Genomic DNA, 14,827 nt, shown 5'->3' with positions numbered 1-14,827 from the left:
GTTCTCCCTCGTCGGCCACCGGACACCCACCATCCAGCGGGTGCGGCTGGGCGCCGACGCCGAGGGCCGGCTGACCGCGATCAGCCACGAGGTCGTCGAGCACACCTCGCGGATCAACGAGTTCGCCCTGCTCGGGGGTGAGCTGGTCGAACAGGTGGCTGCGGACGCTCTCGACGTGCACGGGTGCGGCCGCCTCGAGGGCGGCGAAGCCGTCGTCGGTGAGGACGGCCAGCTGCCCGCGGCCGTCCTCCGGGCAGACCTGGCGGCGCACCCAGCCGCGCTCCTCGAGGCGGGACACCGCGTGTGAGAGCCGGCTGCGCGAGGACAGGCAGCGGTCGGCGAGCTCGCTCATGCGCATCATCCGCTCGGGGGCCTCCGAGAGGGCGACCAGGATCTCGTAGTAGGCGTGCGAGATGCCCGTGGCGTGGGTGAGTTCGCGGTCGAGACGGTCCAGGAGCAGCTGGGCGCTGAAGAGCCAGGCCCGCCAGGCCCGCTGCTCGTCGGCGTCGAGCCAGCGGGGTTCGCCGAACTCCGGGGCGCCGGCGGGGGTGGAGGACACGTGCGCGGTCATGGCGACATCCTACTGGCGGAATAGTTCAGCTCTCAACTACGCTACCGCCCGGCAAGAAGGTTCCACGTTCAACCACTTGGAGACACCATGACCAGCACCGTCCAGATCCCCGGGTACGTCGTCGGCACCTGGGACATCGACGCCTCGCACTCCACCGTCGGCTTCTCCGTCCGCCACATGATGGTCAGCAAGGTCCGCGGCTACTTCCGCGAGTTCGCAGGTGTGCTGGTGACCGCTGCCGACCCCGCGCACTCCTCGGTCACGGCCACGATCGACATGGACTCGATCGACACGCGTCAGGAGCAGCGGGACGCCCACATCAAGTCCGCCGACTTCTTCGACGTGGGCAACCACACCGTCATGACCTTCCGCTCCACCGCCGTCGTCGCCAAGGGCGAGGACTGGCACGTCGAGGGCGAGCTGACCCTCAAGGGCATCACCAAGCCGGTCAGCCTGGAGCTCGAGCTCAACGGCTTCGGTCCCGATGCCTACGGCGGCACGCGCGCCGGCTTCTCGGCCAGGACCGAGATCTCCCGCAAGGAGTTCGGCGTCGACATCGACATGCCGATGGACGGTGGCGGCGTGGTCGTCGGCGACAAGATCAACGTCGAGCTCGAGATCGAGGCCGTGCTCCGCACCGCCTGAGAAAGGACCTCCCTCCTCCCCATCGCTCGCAGGCTCGCGGCGGGCCCCTGGAGGAAGGCCGTTCCAGCACGTCACGTGCGGGGCCCCGGACGCGTGTCCGGGGCCCCTCGTCGTGCGCGTCGGCTCAGGCCGGGCGCGCGGCGGCGAACGCCTGCCGGAAGTGCTCGGCGGCCAGCTGCTGGGCCTGCTCGGCCTTGTCCAGCACGGCGGCGGCGCCGAAGAACTCGTGCATCACGCCGGGGTAGTACCGGTGCATGGTCGGGACACCGGCGGCCTCCAGGTTCTGCGCGAACTGCTGGCCCTGGCTGCGCAGCACGTCCCGCTCGTCGGTGATGACCAGCGTCGGCGGCATGGTCGCCAGCTGCTCGGTCGTCCAGCCCAGCAGGTCGATCCGCGGGTCCTTGGCCGCGTCCGGCTTGCCCTCGAAGGCGTGCATGGCCATCCAGCTGAGCAGGGCGCGGTTGAGCGGCCGTCCGTCCGCGGCGTCGGCCATCGACTCACCGAACTGCTCCCCGGTGGTCAGCGGGTAGACGCACACCTGCGCCACCGGCACCGGCTGGCCGTTGGCGGCCAGCTGCAGGCAGGTGGCCGGGGCCATGTTGCCGCCGACGGACTCGCCGCCGATGCCGATCCGCGACGCGTCGCCACCGATGGAGGCCGCGTTCTGCAGCAGCCAGTGGTAGGCGGTCAGCACGTCGTCGTGGGCGGCGGGGAACACCGCCTCGGGCGCCCGGCGGTAGTCCGGCGTGACCACGAGAGCGCCGGTCTTGTTGGTCAGGCCGCGGCACGACGCGTCGTAGTGGTCGTCGATGTCGAAGAGCACCCAGCCGCCGCCGTGGATCCACATGATCACCGGCAGGGGACCGCTCGCCGCGTCGGCCGGCCGGTAGACCCGGAACCGCTGCGTGCCGCCGGCGCCGTCGGGGATCTCCAGGTCCTCGACCGAGCCGACCGGCTCGGGGCCCTCGATGCCCCGCTCGGCCATGACCTTCTCGACAGCCGCCTTCGGGCCGGGCTGCTTCCGGGCCTGGTCGGGCGTGAGGATCTCGAACGGCAGCGGCCCGAGGGAGGAGTGGGCGTCGACGATGGCCTGTGCCTGCGGGTCGAGCAGCCCGGAGGCGTCGGTGGCCGCCTCCTTCTGCTTGCCCGAGAGCAGGTCGCGCACGTGGTCCAGCGGCTTGGCGAGCATGCCCGCGATCCGCTCCGCGAGACCCTCGCTGGGCGCGTTCGGGTGCGGCCGCGTGGGCGCCATCCGCTTGGCGGCCAGGAACTCCTTGCCCAGCTGGGCCATGCGCGAAGGTCCGGCCTTCTGCCGGAACTCCGGGAGCTCCTCGTCCTCCTCGTCGTGGACGTGGTGGCGGACGACGCGCATCAGCTCGGTCAGCGCCTGTTCGAACTCCGCCTCGCCGGGTTCGGTCCGGCCGAGGGTCACCAGGAACTCCTTGATCTGCTGGTGCTCGTGCTCGGCGTCGTCGTGCTCGTCGGTCATCCCGATCTCGGTCCAGATCGGGTAGAGCACCGTCTCCTCGGCGAACGCGTGCAGGGCGAGCTCGAGGGAGATCTGGTCCACCAGCACGCGCCGGTTGCCGCGACCGGCCTCCAGGTGCTGGAACTGGCGCTCGACGATCGCGTGGTCGTCGGCGATCAGGTGGTCGATGTCTCCGGGCAGGGTCTCGTAGGACAACGGCATGCGTCTTCGCTCCTCGCTGCGGGGATGGAGCGCCGGCCGGACCTTGCGCCGGCGCGCGGTCGGTCCAGCCCTACCCGGCCCCGGCCTCCGTAGTCGGCGTGCGGTCGACGAGCAGACTGGTCGCCATGTCGACACGCGACCTCGCCCGGACCCGGTTCCCCTCGGCCGCCCTCGTCGTCGTCGGCCTGGCCGCGGGGTTCGGCATCGCGCAGGGCACCGGCATCCGTGCGCTGGGCGGTGCCGTGTTCGCCGCGGCCGGACTGGCCGCAGGCAGCCTGTGGCTCCGCCGGCGCGGTCCGGGCGCCGCCGTCGCCCTGGCCGGGCTCTACGTCGGCGCCTTCGTCCTGGCCCACGTGCTGGCCATCGGCGTCGGCATGTCGGCCTGGCTGGCGGTGAGTCTGGTCACTCTCACCGCCGCAGGGGTGACGTTCGCGGTGGCCGACGCCGCTCGCGAGGAGGAGACCGCCGGCTGAGCGACTACTCTGGGAAGGTCGCCGGGCCGGCGACCGTTGAACGAGATGCCGCGCGCTGACGCTGCGGTCTCCCCGAACCCCCTCTGAGGTGCCCTTCCGCATGCCCACCCGCGACGACCTGCGCAACGTGGCGATCATCGCTCACGTCGACCACGGCAAGACGACCCTGGTCGACGCCCTCCTCCGCCAGGCAGGTGCCCTCGGGCGCGCCAAGGGTGAGGGCACGGACAACGACTCCACGCAGGACCGCGTGATGGACTCGATGGACCTCGAGCGCGAACGCGGCATCACCATCCTGGCCAAGAACACCGCGATCCACCTGGCGGACGAGAACGGCAACCCCGTCGTCGTCAACATCGTCGACACCCCCGGTCACGCCGACTTCGGTGGTGAGGTCGAGCGCGGCCTCTCGATGGTCGACGGCGTCTGCCTGCTCGTGGACGCCTCCGAGGGCCCGCTCCCGCAGACCCGCTTCGTGCTGCGCAAGGCGCTGGCGAAGGGGATGCCGGTCATCCTCGCGGTCAACAAGACCGACCGCGCCGACGCGCGCATCGCCGAGGTCGTCGACGAGTGCTACGAGCTGTTCATGGAGCTCATGGAGGACGCCGGCATGGACGCCGACGCCCTCGAGTTCCCGATCGTGTACTGCAGCGGCCGCAGCGGGAAGGCGTCGCTGACCCGGCCCGAGAACGGCACGGAGCCCGACAGCGACGACCTGGCCCCGCTGGTCAAGACGCTGCTGGACACCATCCCGGCGCCGGTCTACGACGCCGAGGAGCCGCTGCGCGCGCAGGTCACCAACCTCGACGCCTCGCCCTACCTCGGCCGGCTGGCGCTGCTGCGCATCCACTCGGGCACGATGAAGAGTGGCCAGCAGGTCGCCTGGTGCCGCGTCGACGGCACGATCAAGAACGTCAAGATCACCGAGCTGCTCGTCACCGAGGGCCTCACCCGCACGCCCGCCGAGAGCGCGGGTCCCGGTGAGCTGGTGGCCATCGCCGGTATCGAGGACGTCATGATCGGCGACACCCTCGCCGACCCGAACGACCCGCGCCCGCTGCCCCCGCTGACAGTGGACGAGCCGTCGATCTCGATCACCATCGGCATCAACACCTCGCCGCTCGCGGGCAAGTCCGGCAAGAAGCTCACGGCCCGGCTGGTCAAGAACCGGCTGGATCAGGAGCTGGTCGGCAACGTGTCGGTCCGCATGCTGCCCACCGACCGTCCCGACACCTGGGAGATGCAGGGCCGCGGCGAGCTGGCCCTGGCCATCCTGGTGGAGCAGCTCCGCCGTGAGGAGTTCGAGCTCACGGTCGGACGCCCGACGGTCGTCACCAAGGTGGTCGACGGCAAGCTGCACGAGCCGGTCGAGCGCGTGACGATCGACGTCCCGGGTGAGTACGTGGGCACGCTGACGCAGGCGCTGGCCGTCCGGCGTGCTCGGCTGGAGAACCTCGTGCACCACGACACCGGCTGGGCGCGGATGGAGTACATCGTGCCGTCCCGTGGCCTGATCGGGTTCCGCACCGAGTTCCTGACCGAGACCCGCGGCACCGGCGTCCTCAACCACAACCTCGAGGGCTACGAGCCGTGGCTGGGCGACATGCGCGCCCGGCCGACCGGCTCGCTGGTCGCCGACCGCCAGGGCGTGGCGACGACCTACTCGATGTTCTCGCTCCAGGAACGCGGCCAGATGATGGTCCAGCCCGGCACCGAGGTCTACGAGGGCATGATCGTCGGTGAGAACTCCCGTCCGGACGACATGGACGTGAACATCACCAAGGAGAAGAAGCTCACCAACATGCGCAAGAGCACCTCCGAGGAGCTCGAGCGGCTGATCCCCCCGCGGGTGCTGAACCTGGAGCAGGCGCTGGAGTTCTGTGCCGAGGACGAGTGCGTCGAGGTCACCCCGGCCACCGTCCGCATCCGCAAGGTGGTGCTCGACCAGACCGAGCGCGGCAAGGCCAAGAACAAGAAGCCCAAGCCGTAGACGGACCTCGTCCTCCTCACCCCTCGCACGCTCGGGGTGAGCCTCTGGACGAGGCCGGCCGACCGCGCCCCCGTACCGCCTCGGCGGTGCGGGGGCGTTGTCGTGGCGAGCCGCGCACGGGTGGTGACGACCCGCTGAACCGGCTCGGCACGCCGGCCCCTCCTGTCCCACGACTCGCGCGCCGCCCCACCTACGTTCTTCTCGGGGCCATGGGTCATGTCTCCAGGGGGACGAGTGCACGAGAGGCGGCCGACCGCATGACGACGATCACCCGAACGGCTCCGGCGGAGAACCACTTCCGGGGCGGGATCGATGTCCGGGTGAGCCTGCGGGACGGCGCCGGCGACGGGAACTCCGCCTTCGACGGCGCCTGGTTCCCGCGCAGCCGCGACCTCGAGGTGGAGCTGCCCGAGCTGATCGCGGAGCTCGACCGCCGGGGGGTCCGCATCGAGCGCTTCACGTACTCCCTCGAGGCCTGGCAGCCGGCGGCGCGCAAGCTGGTGCTCCGCGACCGCGTGGTGCGCACCGGCGGCTTCCGCAGCATGGACCCGCTGGTGGTCTGCCTGACCTGGGGCGGCGGGAGCCGGCGCGCCGATCTGCTCGTCGTCCCGCCCGAGACCGACGTGCTGACCGGCGCCCGGGCGCTGCGCCTGTGCACGCGCCGCGGGCTGCCGCGGTCGCCGCAGATGGTGCTGGCCGCCGCGCGCTCCACGCCGCTGCCGCAGGTCCCGCAGGTGCACCGCCGCGCCGTCTGAAGGGACCCCGTCCCCCTCACCGCTCGCACGCTCGCGGCGGGCCTCTGGACGGGGCCTACGCCGACCGCGAACCCGCTGGACGGCGGGGGAGCGCGTCGGCTGAGGTGGGGCCATGCGGCTCCTCGTGCTCGGTGGCACGTCCTTCCTCGGCCGGCACGTCGTGACGGCGGCGCTCGAGCGCGGCCACGACGTCGCCACCTTCACCCGCGGCGTCTCCGGGTCGCCGCCGTCCGGCGCCCGCCCGCTGCACGGCGACCGGGAGGATCCCGACGCGCTGCCCAGGGCGCTCGCGGGCTGGGCGCCCGAGCTCGTCGTCGACACCTCCTGCCGGACCCGGCCGGCCGCGCGCCACGCGGCCGCAGCGCTGGCCGGGGTGCACGGCTACGCCTTCGTCAGCAGCCTGAACGCCTACCGCACCTGGCCGCCCGGCCCGCTCGGCCCGGAGGACGGCGAGCCGACCTGGGACACCGACGAGGACGGGTACGGCCCGAACAAGGCCTACGCCGAGCGGGTGCTCGGGGCAGCCGTCGGCGAGGGCTTCCTGACCGCGCGCGCCGGCCTGATCGTGGGCCCGTGGGACTACGTGCACCGGCTGGGCTGGTGGCTGGACCGCATCGCCCGCGGCGGCCGCGTCGTCGTCCCCGCGGAGGGAACGGCCCAGCCGATCGCGCTCGTCGACGCCCGGGATCTCGCCGGCTGGCTGGTCGGCGTGGCCGAGCAGGGGCGCTCGGGCGCGGTGAACACCACCGGGCCGACCGGGATGACCACGCTGGGCGGACTGCTGGACCTGTGCCGCGAGGTCACCGGCGGCGAGGTGGAGTGGGTGCCGGTGCCGGAGGAGGACCTGCTGGGCGCCGGGGTGGAGCCGTGGACCCACCTGCCCCTGTGGCTGCCGTCCGCCGACGCCCGGACGGCCTGGGACGTGGACACGACCCGGGCGCGCGAGCTCGGGCTGCCCAGCCGGCCGCTGCGCGAGACGGTCGGGGCCACCTGGGCGTGGCAGCAGACCGACACCCGGGGGCATCTCTCACCGATGGGCCTGCCCGAGCCCGGACTCCCGGCCGACCTGGAGACCCAGCTGCTCGCCCGCCACGATCAGCGAACCTGATCGTGCAGCGTCCTCCCTCACGGTCCACGGTGAGGGAGGACGCTCGACGATCAGGTCACCTGATCCCGGCAGCGGCGGGTGGTCAGTCGCGGGGGGCGCTGGGGCGGCCGGCGCGCACCGCGTCGACGGCCGGCTCGTCCAGCTCGGCCACGATGTTCGCCTCGCCCCCGTGGGCCGGCGCGGCCGCCGCCTCCAGCGCGATGTCCTTGCGGTGCTCGCGGAACGAGTGGACGACGGCCGCCACCCACACCGCGAAGAGGGCCGCGTAGACCGCGTAGCGCGTGACGTCGCCGGCGTCGACCCAGTCGCTCCGCAGCAGCGTGCGGCTGTTCGTCAGCACGATGAGCCCGCCGACGAGGGACCCCAGCATGCGCGGCGGGAGGTGCCGCACGAGCCAGGCCGCGAGCGGTGCGGCGATGCTGCCGCCGATGAGCAGCGCGGCGACCCAGGTGAAGTCGATCCCCTGGGAGCCCAGCGCGAACAGGAAGCCGAGGCTCGCCGCCAGCGCGACCAGGAACTCCGCGGTGCTGACCGAGCCGATGACCTTGCGCGGCTCCATCCGGCCGCTGGCCAGCAGCGCCGGCGTGCCGACCGGTCCCCAGCCACCGCCGCCCGTGGCGTCGACGAAGCCGGCGACCAGCCCGAGCGGGCCGAGGAAACGGGCGCGGACCGGCTTGCCGAGGTTCCGCCGGTCGATGCCGCGCAGGGTGAAGCGGATCAGCAGGTAGACGCCGAGCGACAGCAGGATCAGCGACATCACCGGGGCCGCGACCGCGGTCGAGAGGTTCGACAGGACGGTCGCGCCCGCGAAGGCCCCGAGCGCGCCGGGGATGCCGATCTTGGCGACGACCTTCCAGTCGACGTTGCCGAACTTCCAGTGCGAGAGACCGGACGTCAGCGTCGTCCCGATCTCGGCGAGGTGGATGGTCGCCGAGGCGGCGGCCGGGTTGGTGCCGATGGCCAGCAGCAACGTCGTCGAGGTGGCGCCGTAGGCCATGCCGAGGCTGCCGTCGACGAGCTGGGCACCCAGGCCGACGAGGGCGAGCAGGACGAGGGTCTTCACGGGGAACCGACTCCGGTCTCAGGAGGGCGCGGGCGCGCAGGGGCCCGCGGGAAGGAAGTGAGACGAGGGGCGCCGGGAACGGCGCCGGGAGCTCAGCAGCCCGGACAGGCGGCGGTGCAGACGCGCAGCAGATCGACGTGCAGGCGGCTCACCAGGAGCAGCGTCGTCGGTCGCGTCACGGCGATATGTCTACCAGATCGATGCGCTTATGCGGCAATGGGCCGTCCGGCTGGTGGGATCAGCCGCGCAGGACGTCGTTCCGGATGGTCGCCCAGGCCACCGCACCCCCCGCGGCGAACAGCGCGGCGCAGACCACCATCGCCGCGCGGTAGCCGTCGGTGAGCGCGGCGGGTTCGGCGTAGTCCGTCCCGGAGAGCCCCACCACCACGGGCAGGGCGGCGATGGTCAGCAGCTGGGCCGCGCGGGCCACCGCGTTGTTCACCCCGCTGGCCACCCCGGCCAGCGTGTCCGGGGCGGCCCCCAGCACGCTGGCGGTGAGCGGGGCGACGGTCAGCGCCATCCCGAGGCCCTGGAGGACGGTGCCGGGCAGCACCTCGACCCAGTAGCGGGCCCCGCCGTCCACACCGACCAGCAGCAGCGTCCCCGCGGCCACGGTCAGCGGGCCCACGGTCATCGGCAGCCGCGGTCCGATGCGCTGGGCCAGCGCGCCGGCCCGGGGCGACAGCAGCGTGATCAGCAGGATGGTCGGCAGCGTCGCCGCGCCGGCGGCGGTCGCGCCGTAGCCCAGCACGCCCTGCAGCTGCAGCACGATGAACAGGGAGCTGCCCCCGAGCCCTCCGTAGACGGCGAGGGTGGCGAGGTTGGCGCCGGTGAACTGCCGGTCGGCGAACAGCCGCGGCGGCAGCACGGGGAAGTGCGCCCGCCGCTCGCGGACGACGAACAGCGCGCCGGTGCCCACGGCCACGACCGCGGAGGCCACGACGTCGGTCCCACCGCGTTCCCCGGCGGTGATGAGCGCGTAGGTGAGCGCGCCGAGGGCGACCGCACCCAGGACCGCGCCCAGGCCGTCGAACCGGCCGTGCGGCCCGGGGTCGCGGCTCTCCGGCACGTGCCGTCCGGCGACGGCGACGACGAGCACGGCCAGCGGGACGTTGAGCAGGAAGACCAGCCGCCAGCTGGCCAGGTCGACGAGCGCGCCGCCCAGGAACGGGCCGACGAGCCCGGCCACGCCCGAGAGGGAGGACCACACCCCGATCGCCGTCGCCCGGTCGCCGGGCCGGAAGGAGGACTGGATGAGGGCCAGGCTCCCGGGGGTCAGCAGCGCGCCGCCGACGCCCTGCAGCGCACGGGCGGCGATCAGCTGGCCGGGCGTCTGCGCCAGCCCGCACAGCAGCGACGCCGCCGCGAACCAGGTGACGCCCACCAGGAAGACCCGGCGCCGCCCGTAGCGGTCGCCGAGCGCCCCGCCCAGCAGGATCAGCGCGGCCAGCGGCAGGAGGTAGCCGTTGACGATCCACTGCAGGTCCGACAGGGAGGCGCCGAGCTCGCGCCCCAGCGTCGGCAGCGCCACCTGCACCGCGGTGGCGTCGAGGAACGCCATGCCCGACGCGAGCACCGTGGCGGTGAGCAGCCACCGTCCCGAGGCGGTGCCCAGGGAGACGCTGGAGGGGGCTGGGTCCTCGACGGCGGCCACCGGGCGGCCTCTAGCCGACCGCGAAATCGGTGAGGAAGAACGCGAGCGCGGCGACCGCGGCGGCGGCCGGCAGCGTGACGACCCAGGCGACCACGATGTTGCCGGCCACGCCCCAGCGGACGGCCGACAGCCGCCGCGTCGAGCCCACGCCCATGATCGAGGTCGTGGTGACGTGCGTGGTGGAGATGGGGACGGCGAAGACCGTCGCGGTCGTCACCATGACGCTGGAGGCCACGGTCTGCGCGGCGAAGCCGCCAGTCGGCGTCAGCTGGATGATCCGCCGCCCCAGCGTGCGCACGATGCGGAAGCCGCCGGCGTAGGTGCCCGCACTGATCGCCGCCGCGGCGGCGAGGATGACCCAGAAGGGCACCTCGAAGGTGTCGATCTCGCCGGCGGTGAACAGCGCGAGCGTGATGATGCCCATCGTCTTCTGGGCGTCCTGCATGCCGTGCCCCAGCGCCATGGTCGCGGAGCTGACGATCTGCGCGTAGCGGAAGTTGCGGTTGGCCTTGCTGATGTGCGCGCGCCGGAAGGTCCACAGCAGGGCCAGCATGAAGAGGTAGCCCAGGCCGAAGCCGACCAGCGGCGACACGATCATGGGGACGATGACGTTCTCGAGCACGCCCACCCACTGGACCGAGTGGGTCGCCGCCAGCGCCGCACCGACCAGCCCGCCGATGAGGGCGTGCGACGAGGACGAGGGCAGCCCCCACCACCAGGTGATCATGTTCCAGGTGATCGCCCCGACGAGGGCCGCGAAGACGATCTCCAGCCCGTTGTTCCCCTCCGGCGGGTCGATGATCCCTGCGCCGACCGTCTTGGCCACCTCGGTCGACAGCAGTGCCCCGACCAGGTTCATGACGGCGGCGAGGGCCAGCGCCACGCGCGGGGTGAGCGCCTTGGTGGAGACCGCGACCGCGATGGCGTTGGCGGCGTCGTGGAAGCCGTTGGTGTAGTCGAAGGCCAGGGCGACCAGGACGATGACGAGCAGACCGAAGAAGGCCGGATCCATCAGCAGGGGTCCATGGACGGTCAGGACTCCTTGACGGCGATCGTCTCGACCACGTTGGCGAGGTGCTCGAAGGCGTCGGCGGCCTCCTCCAGCTGGTCGGCGACCTCCTTGAGCTTGAGGACCTCCAGCGCGTCGAACTCGCCGCTGTAGAGCCGGGAGAGCAGCCGCCGGTAGAGCTTGTCGGCCTCGTTCTCGATCCGGTTGACCTCGATCCAGTAGTCGGAGAGGTCCCGGAGCGTCCTCAGCCGCGGCATCGCCTCCGCGGTGACGTGCGCGCAGCGCTGCAGCAACGCGACCTGCTGGCTCATCTCGGCCGGCAGCGTGCCCAGGCCGGTGAGGATCACCAGGTCGGCCGCCGCCTCGACGTAGTCCATGACGTCGTCGAGGTTGCTGGCCAGGGCGTAGATGTCCTCGCGGTCGAAGGGCGTCACGAAGCTCGTGTTCAGGGCGCGGAAGATCGCGTGCGTGGCCTGGTCGCCGACGTGCTCCAGGTCGCGCAGCCGGATGGCCAGTTCCTCGCGGCGCGCGTGGTCGTGCACGAACTCGCCCAGGACCTCGGTCGCGGCCACCAGGTTCTCCGCCGAGGCGGTGAACAACGGGTAGAAGCTCGAGTCCTTGGGCGTCAGGCTGAAGGGCACGCGGGGCTCCGTCTCGATGTGGGCACCGGTCGCCACCAGAGGGGGGCACGGCCGTCGGGCAGCATAGGTCGGCCGGACGGCGCTTCCCGGCCACCAGGCTGTCACCTGTGAGCGATCTCGCCCTCGTCGTCGTCCTCGTCCACCCGGGCGAGCGAGTCGAGCAGGTCGGCGCGGGCCCGCGCGACGCGGGAGCGGATGGTGCCCACCGGGCAGCCGGCGACCTCCGCGGCCTCGGCGTAGGACAGGCCGAGCAGCTGGGTGAGCGCGAAGGCCTCGCGGCGGTCGGGGGCCATGCGGGCCAGCAGGTCGGTCACGCCGGCGCCCTCGCCGACCGGGTCCGCCCCGCCGGGGGCGGGCACCTCGGTCAGGTCGACGTCGTCCCGGACGAGCGTCAGTCGCCGGCGGCGCCGGCCGCGCACCGCGTCGGCGCAGACGCGGCGGGCGATGCTCAGCAGCCAGGTGCGCACCGACGAGCGACCCTCGAAGCGGTGCAGCGAGGCGAAGGCGCGCAGGTACGTCTCCTGCGTCAGGTCGTCGGCCGAGCCCGGGTCGCCGAGCGCGGCGCACAGCCGCCAGACGTCGGACTGGGTGGAGCGCACCAGGGCTGCCGCGGCGAGCGGATCGCCGCCCGCGGCGTCGGCCGCGAGGGGGCCCAGCTCGTCCATGCCGCCATCCTCCCGCACGCCCGCCCGGGACTCCGCGGCCTACGCCCGTTCGCGTGTGACGGAGGTCTCGGGAACCGGAGAGGGGGCTCGGACGACCACCAGGACATGCCGTGCACCCCCTTCCGCGAGGCGATCTCCGCGCGTCTCGACGGCGAGCCCCTCGGGATGTCCACCGACGCGCTGGAGCGCCACCTCGGCAGCTGCCCCGACTGCGCCGCCTGGTCGGAGCGGGCGGCCCTGACCACCCGCCGGGCGCGGCTGGCCTCCGCACCCGTGGTGCCCGACCTCACCGGCGCGGTCCTGGCCGCCCTGCCCCGCGAGCTGCCCGGCGTCGCCGTGGCCGCGCGGAGGCGGCTGGTCGACACCGGACTGCGGCTGGCACTGCTGGCCGTCGGCGTCGCGCAGGCCGGTATCGCGTGGCCGGTGCTGGTCACGGGCCCCGGGGCGATGAGCGCGCCGACGCACATGGCGCACGAGACCGGCGCCTGGAACCTCGCCGTCGCCGCGGCCTTCCTGGCCGTCGCCGCGGCGCCCCGGCTCGCGGCCGGTGCGCTGCCGTTCCTCCTGTCGTTCACCGCGCTGCTGGTACCGGTGACGCTCGCGGACCTCGGCGCCGGGCACGTGCACGCCGACCGGGCGCTGACCCACCTGCTCCTGGTGGCCGGCGTCGCCCTGGTGTCCGCGGGCGCCTTCCGGGCCCGCCGCCGGCGCGTGCACGGCGTCCCGGTCGGGCAGCGGGTTCCCGCGTGACCGCACTCCGGAGCCGGCGGGGCCTCTCCCTGCTCCTGCTGCTGGCCGGGTGGTTGCTGGCCGGCGTCGTGCTCGCCGGCCCGGCCTCCGCGCACGCCGTCCTCGTCTCCACCGAGCCCGGCGAGAGCGCCCGGCTGGACACCCCGCCCACCGAGGTGACCCTGCGGTTCAGCGAGGGGGTGTCGCTCGGCGCCGGGTACGCGCGGGTGCTCACGGCCGACGGGACGCGCGTCGACACCGACGAGGCCTCGGTGGACGGCGACACGCTCACCATCCCGCTCGACCCTGAGCTGGCCGACGGCGGCTACCTGGTCACCTACCGCATCGTCTCCGCCGACTCCCACCCCGTGCAGGGCGCCTGGTCCTTCGTCGTCGGCGACGGGGATCTGGTGGCGGCCTCGGCGGTCGACGAGTCCTCGGACCGGCTGGTGGAGGGCGCGCAGCAGCTGGTGCGCACGGTCGGCTTCGGGGGGATCGCCCTGGCCATCGGGGTGCCCGTGCTGGTGCTCCTGTGCCTGCCCGGCGGCTGGTCGTCCCCGCGACTGCGCGCGATGAGCACCTGGGGTGCGGGAGCCGCGGCGGGAACCGCGGTGCTGGCATTCCTCCTGCAGGGGCCGTACGCGGCGGGGTCGGGCTTCGCGTCGCTGCTCGACCCCGATCTGCTCTCCGCCACCGCCGCCACCTCCACCGGGTGGGCGCTGCTCGCCCGCGCCGTCCTGGCCGTGGGGCTGCTCGCCGCTCTCCACCCGGTGTGGCGCCGAGCGAGCCCGCCCGAGCCGCCGGAGCTCGTGGCCGCCGGGGTCTGCGCCGTGGGGCTGGTCGTGGCCACCGCCGCGACCGGGCACGCGATGGCGGGGCAGTGGCCGGTCCTCGCGGTGGCGGTCACCGCTGTGCACGTCGCGGCCATGGCCGTGTGGCTGGGCGGGCTGGTGGCCCTCCTGCTGGTGGTGCTGCGGCCCTTCGACGAGGACCGGGACTTCGCCGGCGCCCTCCGGGCGTTCTCCCGGCTGGCGTTCGCCGCCGTGGCCGCCCTGGTCGTCACCGGCGTCCTGCAGACGGTGCGCGAGCTGGGGTCGCCCACGGCGCTGGTGGACACCGTCTACGGCCGGCTGCTGATGGCCAAGCTGACCTTCTTCCTGGTCGTCCTGGGCGCGGCCGGCGTCTCGCGGGTCTGGGTGCAGCAGCGGCTCGGCGTCCGCCGCGCACCGGCCGGACGTCGCAGCCGCGTGCCCGCCCTCGCCGCGGTGGGGTCGGCAGGTGCCGACCTGTCCGACGACGAATCGGTGGCGGCCCGGGACCGGCTCCGGACGGAGAGCGCCGCCGAGCAGCTGCCGTCGCTGCGCCGGTCGCTGATCGTCGAGGCCGTGCTCGGCGCCGCGATCGTGCTGGTCTCCGCGGTGCTGGTCGGCACTCCGCCCGGGCAGGCGATCCAGGCCGATCCGGTGGACGTGACCATCCCGCTGGAGGGCGGAGCCGGGGACGCCGGCAGCGTCCAGATGACCGTGGCGCCGGCGCAGGCCGGGACGAACGTCCTCCAGCTCTACCTGTACGACGACGAGGGCCGCGCCATCCAACCCGAGCAGATCCGGGTGTCGCTCGCCGAGGAGCAGCAGGAGATCGGCCCGCTCGACGTCGAGATCGCGGCCGCCGGACCGGGTCGGTACGTCGCGCGGGACATGACCGTCCCCACCGCCGGCACCTGGCGGCTCACCGTCACGCTGCGGCTCGACGAATTCACCGCCACCACGGCGTCCACCACGTTCCCGGTGCGCTGACCGCGCCCGTCGACCGACCTCACCCCCCCAGCCCCTAT

The 14,827-nt window shown here is 73.4% G+C and carries 14 protein-coding genes; 7 read left to right on the top strand and 7 right to left on the bottom strand.

Annotation, left to right across the window (positions count from 1 at the left end):
* A partial coding sequence (locus tag RM425_RS21275; RefSeq protein ID WP_311347236.1) for a MarR family winged helix-turn-helix transcriptional regulator occupies positions 1–571 on the bottom strand: 571 nt, incomplete at its 3' end.
* 87 nt (positions 572–658) lie between these two features.
* Here RM425_RS21275 and RM425_RS21270 point away from each other — a divergent pair.
* A complete protein-coding gene (locus RM425_RS21270) occupies positions 659–1,216 on the top strand; it encodes a YceI family protein (RefSeq protein WP_311347235.1) in 558 nt (185 codons plus the stop codon).
* Positions 1,217–1,340: 124 nt separating this feature from the next.
* On the opposite strand, the gene RM425_RS21265 is transcribed toward RM425_RS21270, so the two are convergent.
* Complete coding sequence (locus RM425_RS21265) at positions 1,341–2,906, bottom strand: alpha/beta hydrolase fold domain-containing protein (protein WP_311347234.1); 1,566 nt, start codon at positions 2,904–2,906, stop codon at positions 1,341–1,343.
* Between the two features lie 125 nt (positions 2,907–3,031).
* Between RM425_RS21265 and RM425_RS21260 the strand changes: the two genes are divergently transcribed.
* The 4 genes from RM425_RS21260 to RM425_RS21245 all read left to right on the top strand — a co-directional run bounded on the left by RM425_RS21260 (position 3,032) and on the right by RM425_RS21245 (position 7,232).
* Positions 3,032–3,379: a hypothetical protein gene (locus tag RM425_RS21260; protein ID WP_311347233.1), complete on the top strand. Its 348-nt coding sequence runs from the start codon at positions 3,032–3,034 to the stop codon at positions 3,377–3,379.
* Positions 3,380–3,479: 100 nt separating this feature from the next.
* Complete coding sequence (gene typA / locus RM425_RS21255) at positions 3,480–5,369, top strand: translational GTPase TypA (protein WP_311347232.1); 1,890 nt, start codon at positions 3,480–3,482, stop codon at positions 5,367–5,369.
* A 257-nt stretch (positions 5,370–5,626) separates the two neighbouring features.
* A complete protein-coding gene (locus RM425_RS21250; protein ID WP_311347231.1) occupies positions 5,627–6,124 on the top strand; it encodes a DUF5994 family protein in 498 nt (165 codons plus the stop codon).
* 112 nt (positions 6,125–6,236) lie between these two features.
* Positions 6,237–7,232 carry an NAD-dependent epimerase/dehydratase family protein gene (locus tag RM425_RS21245; protein WP_311347230.1) on the top strand — a complete coding sequence of 332 codons (996 nt, stop codon included), beginning with the start codon at positions 6,237–6,239 and terminating at the stop codon, positions 7,230–7,232.
* A gap of 82 nt (positions 7,233–7,314) precedes the next feature.
* Here RM425_RS21245 and RM425_RS21240 read toward each other — a convergent pair whose 3' ends face one another.
* From RM425_RS21240 to RM425_RS21220, 5 genes are all read right to left on the bottom strand, one after another.
* A complete protein-coding gene (locus RM425_RS21240) occupies positions 7,315–8,295 on the bottom strand; it encodes a sulfite exporter TauE/SafE family protein (protein WP_311347229.1) in 981 nt (326 codons plus the stop codon).
* Between the two features lie 238 nt (positions 8,296–8,533).
* The gene (locus RM425_RS21235; protein ID WP_311347228.1) at positions 8,534–9,949 is read right to left on the bottom strand and encodes an MFS transporter; all 1,416 of its coding nucleotides are present in this window, start codon (positions 9,947–9,949) and stop codon (positions 8,534–8,536) included.
* A gap of 10 nt (positions 9,950–9,959) precedes the next feature.
* Entirely contained in the window at positions 9,960–10,961 is a 1,002-nt protein-coding gene (locus tag RM425_RS21230; protein WP_311347227.1) for an inorganic phosphate transporter, read from the bottom strand.
* Positions 10,962–10,981: 20 nt separating this feature from the next.
* Entirely contained in the window at positions 10,982–11,599 is a 618-nt protein-coding gene (locus tag RM425_RS21225) for a DUF47 domain-containing protein (RefSeq protein WP_311347226.1), read from the bottom strand.
* A gap of 101 nt (positions 11,600–11,700) precedes the next feature.
* Positions 11,701–12,264 carry a sigma-70 family RNA polymerase sigma factor gene (locus RM425_RS21220; RefSeq protein ID WP_311347225.1) on the bottom strand — a complete coding sequence of 188 codons (564 nt, stop codon included), beginning with the start codon at positions 12,262–12,264 and terminating at the stop codon, positions 11,701–11,703.
* Between the two features lie 105 nt (positions 12,265–12,369).
* Here RM425_RS21220 and RM425_RS21215 point away from each other — a divergent pair, with 105 nt between their 5' ends.
* Together RM425_RS21215 and RM425_RS21210 are read left to right on the top strand one after the other, a co-directional pair.
* Positions 12,370–13,014 carry a zf-HC2 domain-containing protein gene (locus RM425_RS21215; RefSeq protein ID WP_311347224.1) on the top strand — a complete coding sequence of 215 codons (645 nt, stop codon included), beginning with the start codon at positions 12,370–12,372 and terminating at the stop codon, positions 13,012–13,014.
* A complete protein-coding gene (locus RM425_RS21210) occupies positions 13,011–14,789 on the top strand; it encodes a copper resistance CopC/CopD family protein (RefSeq protein ID WP_311347223.1) in 1,779 nt (592 codons plus the stop codon). The genes RM425_RS21215 and RM425_RS21210 overlap by 4 nt, the downstream gene beginning before the upstream one ends.
* Positions 14,790–14,827: the final 38 nt, after the last annotated feature.

Source organism: Blastococcus goldschmidtiae (assembly GCF_031845325.1).
Lineage (GTDB): Bacteria > Actinomycetota > Actinomycetes > Mycobacteriales > Geodermatophilaceae > Blastococcus > Blastococcus goldschmidtiae.
Note: the sequence above shows the minus strand (reverse complement) of the source record. Positions and strands in the feature narration are given on the sequence as shown.

What these genes read in the sequence shown, in the direction of transcription:
- RM425_RS21270 (WP_311347235.1), top strand. Translation starts at nt 659, where the DNA reads ATGACCAGCACCGTCCAGATCCCCGGGTACGTCGTCGGCACCTGGGAC.
- RM425_RS21265 (WP_311347234.1), bottom strand. Translation starts at nt 2,906, where the DNA reads ATGCCGTTGTCCTACGAGACCCTGCCCGGAGACATCGACCACCTGATC.
- RM425_RS21260 (WP_311347233.1), top strand. Translation starts at nt 3,032, where the DNA reads ATGTCGACACGCGACCTCGCCCGGACCCGGTTCCCCTCGGCCGCCCTC.
- typA (WP_311347232.1), top strand. Translation starts at nt 3,480, where the DNA reads ATGCCCACCCGCGACGACCTGCGCAACGTGGCGATCATCGCTCACGTC.
- RM425_RS21250 (WP_311347231.1), top strand. Translation starts at nt 5,627, where the DNA reads ATGACGACGATCACCCGAACGGCTCCGGCGGAGAACCACTTCCGGGGC.
- RM425_RS21245 (WP_311347230.1), top strand. Translation starts at nt 6,237, where the DNA reads ATGCGGCTCCTCGTGCTCGGTGGCACGTCCTTCCTCGGCCGGCACGTC.
- RM425_RS21230 (WP_311347227.1), bottom strand. Translation starts at nt 10,961, where the DNA reads ATGGATCCGGCCTTCTTCGGTCTGCTCGTCATCGTCCTGGTCGCCCTG.
- RM425_RS21220 (WP_311347225.1), bottom strand. Translation starts at nt 12,264, where the DNA reads ATGGACGAGCTGGGCCCCCTCGCGGCCGACGCCGCGGGCGGCGATCCG.
- RM425_RS21215 (WP_311347224.1), top strand. Translation starts at nt 12,370, where the DNA reads ATGCCGTGCACCCCCTTCCGCGAGGCGATCTCCGCGCGTCTCGACGGC.